The sequence below is a fragment of the Sphingorhabdus sp. genome (assembly GCF_023910635.1).
Classification (GTDB): Bacteria; Pseudomonadota; Alphaproteobacteria; order Sphingomonadales; family Sphingomonadaceae; genus Sphingorhabdus_B.
This window is the reverse complement of sequence record NZ_JAAVVZ010000060.1, coordinates 1-2,788: the sequence shown is the minus strand read 5'-3', so window position 1 is coordinate 2,788 and position 2,788 is coordinate 1. Positions and strand designations below refer to the sequence as shown.

General features: G+C 55.0%; 2 protein-coding genes. Both read right to left on the bottom strand.

Annotated elements, in window-relative coordinates; genetic code table 11:
* Positions 1-406 (bottom strand): hypothetical protein (locus HEQ34_RS14070; protein WP_296201535.1); only part of this gene is annotated, 406 nt, incomplete at its 3' end.
* Between the two features lie 326 nt (positions 407-732).
* Positions 733-2,788: hypothetical protein (locus HEQ34_RS14065; RefSeq protein ID WP_296201534.1), on the bottom strand; the 2,056-nt coding region annotated here is incomplete at its 5' end.

The following is a 2,788-nucleotide window of genomic DNA, read 5'->3' as shown; positions in this document are numbered from 1 at the left end:
GTGGCCGTTCGGTCCCGCCTTGCTCCCATTCGGCTTGCGTAAAGCAGTCGAATAGGTGCAGCGTTCCAGCCTCTCCCCCGCCCTTCCAATCGCGTTCACACCATGCCTTTGTGCTGGCCAGCGTTCCCCCGACTACAAACTCACCGTCAAAGAATAGGCTCTCCCCCGCAATCTGCTCCATAAGTTGCAGCTTGTGGATGATGTGGCCGCCGCCTTGGATCGGGATGCCGTTGCGCGTCCACAGTCCTTTGCGGCCATCCTTGCCGGCAAAGTATAGGCATCGCCAACCGTCGATCTTCTCCATAGCGAACCAGTCACCATCGGGAAGCGAACCACCATAGTTGCCGACAAGCTGGCAGAGTTCTGGAGCCGTTCGGATCAGCGCGGGGTGGAAGTGGGTGTTCATATAGCACCTACCCATTTTTTCGATGCAATTTCTCAAAGGCCGCATTTTTGATAAGACAAAGGTTGCACCCTGGCGAAGCGTTCCATTCAATGCGTTTAGGCATTTCCCGCTTTGCTGCGCGAAAAACTTGACGGTAGATAGCCTGTGTTCGTGACACAGCCAAAAAGTTGTCATTGTGCGGCGGCATCTTTGCAACCAGACGCCTTGCTCTATGAAACTGCCGCCAAGCATGTCTGCAAGTCCATTTTTTATCTGCATAAGGGATCATCACAAATTCCTATGATAGAGGGGCCGCTCTGACCGGCCCGATATATCCATGAAAGGGGTTACGCCGCGATACGGGTAAGTTCCAGCGGACCAGTGCGCAACATCGCCTCTGCCCGTGCCAGCCTTACCGCCAAGTTTTCGATCTGGCCGCCGTAATGGACCACCTGTTGCTTTAGGCGTTCACCCTCTGCAATCGCCGCCTCTGCTTTGCCCTGCCATTTTTCGGCGTTATCCCGCAGCATAAGCAAGTCGCTTTCCCGCGCTGGATTGGTAGGGTCGGCAAGCTTTTGCTTTAGGCTGGCCAATTCTCTTTCGGCGGCATTGGCGCGTAGACTTGCCTTTTGTCGATCATCGTTTGCACGATCCACAACTTTATACTCTGCATGGAGCCGCTTTTGCATATCACGCGCTTTCAAGACGGCGCGGCGGCGCTTTGCGTCGGTGCGAGCGGTATAACCCCATTCGCTTGCGATGGATTCCCATAGCGTTTGTTGGGCCGCATGGCTGGCAATTCGCTCGCCTTGATGCTTGAGACGGTCCTGATACGTTTCTTTTTTCCGGCGCTGATATTCCGCTTCTTCTGTCATGCTGGCAAGTTTTCGCTCTAAGTCATCAATGTGAGTGGACCAAATATGTCGCTGACTTAACCCTAACTTTCGCGCACTCCTTAGTTGCAGATAAGCCATGATCGCCCGAAGGTGAGCCGGTGTCCGTTTTGGTTTCGATTGCACCGAAAGGGCGATTTCTTGCCTTGCCTTGACCACAGCCAGCGCGCGCGGGTCAATCGGGAGCGGAACGACGTTTGTGATTTCCACGGAAGGGTGGTCGACTTGACCAACTTCGGGCCTTACTTGATCAAGTATAATGGCTTCAAGCGCATCCATTCGGGCAATCAATGCCGCAACGGGGTCCGGTTGCGCTTCAATTTCATCAGCAGGGCCGTTTTTTTCGTCCTGTGGCGCGATTTTAGGTTCATCCGCCACTTGGGTAGCGGTTTCGTCCTGCGGCGTCTCTGTGGCTTGATTTTCGCCAAATGAGGCATCCCGCCATCCTTTAATCCAGTCGCTTGCCCCCGTGCTGTCGGGATCAACAATGCTTTGCGGCAATTCACATGGCAAGCCATTCGACTTTGCCGTCCGCCCAGCCTCATAATCCGCCAATTCATCCGATAGGGCAGCAACCGTTTCCGGTTCAGCGATAGGGGTGTCCACATCGGCGTCGACAGGGGTGGGAGCATTGATCGCAGCGTCATAGGCCGCAATCGCGTCCACAACTTGCTTGCGTTCGGTCGCGTTAATCCCAGGCAGGACAATCACCGTATCAATGGACGCCTTATGTTTCGTCACCGCGCCCGTTTTGCGACAAATCGGGATAGTGATATGATCGGGGTCGCGCAGTGCGTTGACATGGGCAAAGCCTTTTTGTGCCACGCCGCCGCTGGTCCATTCAATTTGAACGATTGTGCGCGGGTCGCCGGGGTGAAGCACACCGGACGCTAACCAATCGGCCTTTGCCCGTCTATTGGCTTCATCGCGCAAAATAGCATCGCGCTGCCATTCAAGTTGTTGGATGCCCCGCTGAAAGCATGGGCGGTTGTATTGGTTGTAGTTCATCCGAAAACGCGCATCCTTAACCTTTTCGCCAAGGCCGCGAACATCTGCGCAGATTTTGCGGATTTTATGCTGAGTTTCCGCCGCAACATCATCCGCCGATAGGTGGCGAGCTGCTGCATTTATGCTGAAGGCCCGAAATGCCCTGATGGCCTCAGACATTGCAGCGGCATCGCGCGCGGCCCAAGCCGCCGCATAATCACGCTTAAAAATGTCGGCTGGAACCAAGCGAATTTCGGGGTCAGGTGCAACAATCTGGCTTTCGGCAAGCAATGCCGCGCGTTGATCCGCCGATAAGCAAGCGTCGACTTGATCCCGCGTCATGGGGTGACGTAGCCAAGCGGTTTTCTCGCCATAAACCTTGCCATCGGCGGGGACAGTGCGAAACTTAGTTGCGCCCGCTTGATAAAGCCATTTTGTGACATAAGCGCGCCGGTCGCTTTGATACGGCACAACGTCAGCGGGAAGAGTAACGGGAATGACGGCAAAAAGATCATCGCCGCAC